This is a genomic window from Flavobacterium sp. (assembly GCF_013822155.1).
GTDB lineage: Bacteria > Bacteroidota > Bacteroidia > Flavobacteriales > Flavobacteriaceae > Flavobacterium.
Window position 1 is genome coordinate 1 of sequence record NZ_PNJW01000105.1, and the last position, 3,610, is coordinate 3,610.

Genomic DNA, 3,610 nt, shown 5'->3' on the forward strand with positions numbered 1-3,610 from the left:
GATTCCTGAAGGGAGTTAAAATAAAAACATCGGATAAGTTATTCTCTTTAATGTACTCTACAATAGCCATCGCCTCCTCTAGTTGTCCATTCTTATTTTTTTGATTGGCATTGGTTACTGAGAGTAACTTTACGGTACCATCCGTTCCCACTGCTTTTAGGTTTAATCGTTTATCGTAAAAACGTTTGTTGGAATAATCAATAATTTTCTTCCCGCAACGGTAATGGTAACTCAACAGTATTTCTCTTGAAATGGTATCTATTTTTTTATAGGCAGAAAGTATGGAGTTGTTATAATAATCATATTCTTCACTAATTTGAAATTGGTTCATTAGTTTTATGTTCTTCTCTTTATCAAAAACAATGATGGGCTTTAATTGGTTGGTATCGCCAATCAAGACCATGTTTTTGCATTTGGAGATGGGAATTAAACTGGTTGGAATTTCGCATTGTCCGGCTTCATCTATGGCTAACAAATCAAACTTGAAGCGTTGCCCCAACCGTCTGCAAGAAATATTGGTAGTGAGTATAATGGGAAATACTTTGGTAAACTTTTCTAAGTTTTTATCATTACTCAACCAAGTGTTAAATTCTTTTACTTGCTCATTCTCATCAATAATGTCCAGAATTGCTATTAGTTCGGCGTACTCTTTACCTTTTAATCTCTTGATATACTTTAAGGATTCGAAATAAAAAAACTGTAGTAATTTATAATTGTCTTTTATAATTTCAAAGATACCTTTTACATCTTCATCAGTAGTTATAGGAATAGAATTGATCTTGTTTACTAATTTCTCTCTCTCCTGCTCCAATAACCAATACTTACCTTTGGAAAGCAATCCGTCAATAAACCCTAAATTTTGTTCTAAATCGGCCCGTTCTTCGTAATGCTGTAATTTAAGTAGCAATTGTTTATTTTTCTCTCGGGAGTTTTCCTTTAGGCTGTGCAAGAGGTTTTCCTTTGGGACATCATTGGTTTCGTATTCATATAACTTTTTGATGGTCTGTAAGGCTTCTAAGGTACATTGCCTGTTTCCTAAGCGAATAAAAGGCACTAAAATCTCTTTATTATTGTATTTTCCTAAATTCAATTTTTCCTTAATCCCATCAATAGGAATATTGTTATTGGAAGAGATGAGCACGGTTTTATTATTGGTCAAACAATTGACAACAATATTTAAAATAGTTTGTGTTTTTCCGGTGCCCGGTGGACCTTGTACATAGGTTACGGGATATTTCAAAGAATTATAAATAGTTCGCAGCTGATCTATATTCACATTATTGTCATACAGAACAATATGAGGCTCTGTTCTGTTTTTTCGGTCTAACAGTGACGAATTTTTAAAAAATGCTTTTAAGGGAATTTGCATTTCTTGGTTTTCGTGTTCGGTATTTATGCCGTCAAAAACGGGAGCTAAATCAATTTTAGAATAGCCTAAAACTACTATTTCGGGTCTGGTATTGGGTTGTTCACCCAATTTGAAATTATCAGACAATAGATTGATAAGCTCGGTCTTGTCTTTTATATATTCCTCTTCAAAATCCGAAGGACTGAAATCGGTATAATAAGACAGGGAATGTTTGACATCTTTAATGTAAAAATTAGGGTTGAATTGTGTAGCATTGCCAATTTGTATGGTTTTCTTAACCGGGTCATATGTCAATTCTCGATAAGCCACAACAAACTTGCCTCTGGAGTCTATGTCAATAGAAAATTCGCAAAGCGCCAGTTTATAATCATAATATTTTTTGTAATCGTTATGGTATATTTCTTTGATGATTTGTTTTTGTTGCTCATTAGATAATTGGTAAGGGCTTTGTTCCTGCAGCTCCTGTAAATCAATCTCGGATATTAAATGTGTTTTATGTAGAAAAGGATCGTTATTGGCTTTATGACATTCTAAATAATAATTCAATATGTTATTGTTATACCTATCAAACTCATAAACTTCTAAACTTTCATCTTCTTCTAATTTTTGGATTAACTTGGGTGGCACATCGTAATGGGAAAACTTGAGTATTTCAGCAGATTGAATACCGGAAATTGATATAGTTTTTTTAAATAATGGCTCGTCCTTCATAACATTGAACATGTCGACCATTATCTTACCATCGCCGGTTATATCTAAAATTGAAATCCAAAAATGGTTTACCTTTTCTTTTCTATTCTTATAGGTTATGCTAAGGTATTTTCCGCCTCTTACAGCTTCTCCAATGGCAACTATGATATTCTTGTGGTTCATGTCAATGCGTTTGCTATACCTTTTAGATATAGAGACAAATTAATAAGTACTACCAAATATAGTAAGTTTGGCTATTAATCAAACAAAAAAACGAAAAGAGAGAAAACGCCATTCGAGAGAATAAATGTCCGCAATGTGGAAGCGATTTGATATTGAGAAAGGGGAAATTAAGCACTTTTTTAGGTTGCACCCATTACCCGAAATGTACCCATACGATACAATTGCAGTGATATTGAACGTCCCCAAGTTTTATACAAATCACCTTTTGACTATCAAAAACATCATATATCGTTCAGAAAATTTAATTGGTAATGTTTTTTTTATGCTATTAGGTGTATTTTTACAGCTAAATTATTCACATCATTATTTATGAAAAAAATTATACTATTGGTTGTTTTAACCTTTTCAGCTTTTTGCAACGCACAAAATGTAGAACAAAAATTAAAAACAGATATTGTTAAGATACAGGCAGGTAAATTTACAATTGACGATTTAACATTGGTCACCACTAAAGGGAAAAACATTCAGGTTAAGATTCACGCCGAAGCTGCCAACACAGGATTCATTAGCCGTGACAATTTTGTGTATGCTACAGCAAATATTGTCGAAGCAATATTAAGTCAGTTTACAGCTTTGGATGAGAATGCCAAAACGGAAGATTTAGACGAAATTACAGGAACAGCGGATATTGTGGTGAATTGTTTTATGAGTAAAACAGGGATTCAAATAGAAACTACTACAGCAAGTGGAACTGAAAAAACCATGCAAAAATGGTCTGAGTTGTTTTAGAAATAAAATGATTAATCCCTTCCGCTGCCGCGCGAAATACAATTCGACAGCATCAATCCTTTCGCGTGCACTAAAAAAAAATAGTAATACTGTACTAGTTTTAAAACTTGGTGGTTGATAATCCCGCGGGAACCTGCGAGACTTGCCATAATCGAGCTGCCTCATGCCGATTTAGTCCTGATCAATCACTTATAGCGCTTTCCGTTTTCTTAATCTTTTTTTGTGGCCAACTTTATCAAAAAGAAAATTTTGCCACAGTTTTGTGGCCAATTTTTTCTAAATGCTTTTTTTGGCCACAAAAGAGTGGCATTTTTTTCAAAAAATATTTTTTGGCCACAACTTGCACCCATCATAGCATTATGGAAGTTTAATTATATTCCTCGCTACCCTATTTAAAATAGGGTTCTAAATGACTACTACACCCGTCAGTTCGAGTAGCTCGCAGAGCGTATCGAGAACCGTTGTAGTGATAGGGCTTCTAGCTTACGCTCAGTTCGCTATGCTCGAGTCGATACAATTTATAACTACAAAAACTAACGTTTTTATACTTATAAATCACTCGAAGTGACGGAATAAGGA

General features: G+C 33.9%; 3 protein-coding genes. 2 read left to right on the forward strand and 1 reads right to left on the reverse strand.

Annotated elements, in window-relative coordinates:
- Positions 1-2,242, reverse strand: a 2,242-nt coding sequence (locus tag C0512_RS14760) for an AAA domain-containing protein (RefSeq protein WP_290862924.1), incomplete at its 3' end; no start/stop codon positions are given.
- 110 nt (positions 2,243-2,352) lie between these two features.
- On the opposite strand from C0512_RS14760, the gene C0512_RS16035 reads away from it, so the two are divergent.
- Both C0512_RS16035 and C0512_RS14765 read left to right on the forward strand, forming a co-directional pair.
- Complete coding sequence (locus tag C0512_RS16035) at positions 2,353-2,472, forward strand: topoisomerase DNA-binding C4 zinc finger domain-containing protein (protein ID WP_367161154.1); 120 nt, start codon at positions 2,353-2,355, stop codon at positions 2,470-2,472.
- A 139-nt stretch (positions 2,473-2,611) separates the two neighbouring features.
- Complete coding sequence (locus C0512_RS14765; RefSeq protein WP_290862925.1) at positions 2,612-3,031, forward strand: hypothetical protein; 420 nt, start codon at positions 2,612-2,614, stop codon at positions 3,029-3,031.
- The last annotated feature ends 579 nt before the right edge of the window (positions 3,032-3,610 follow it).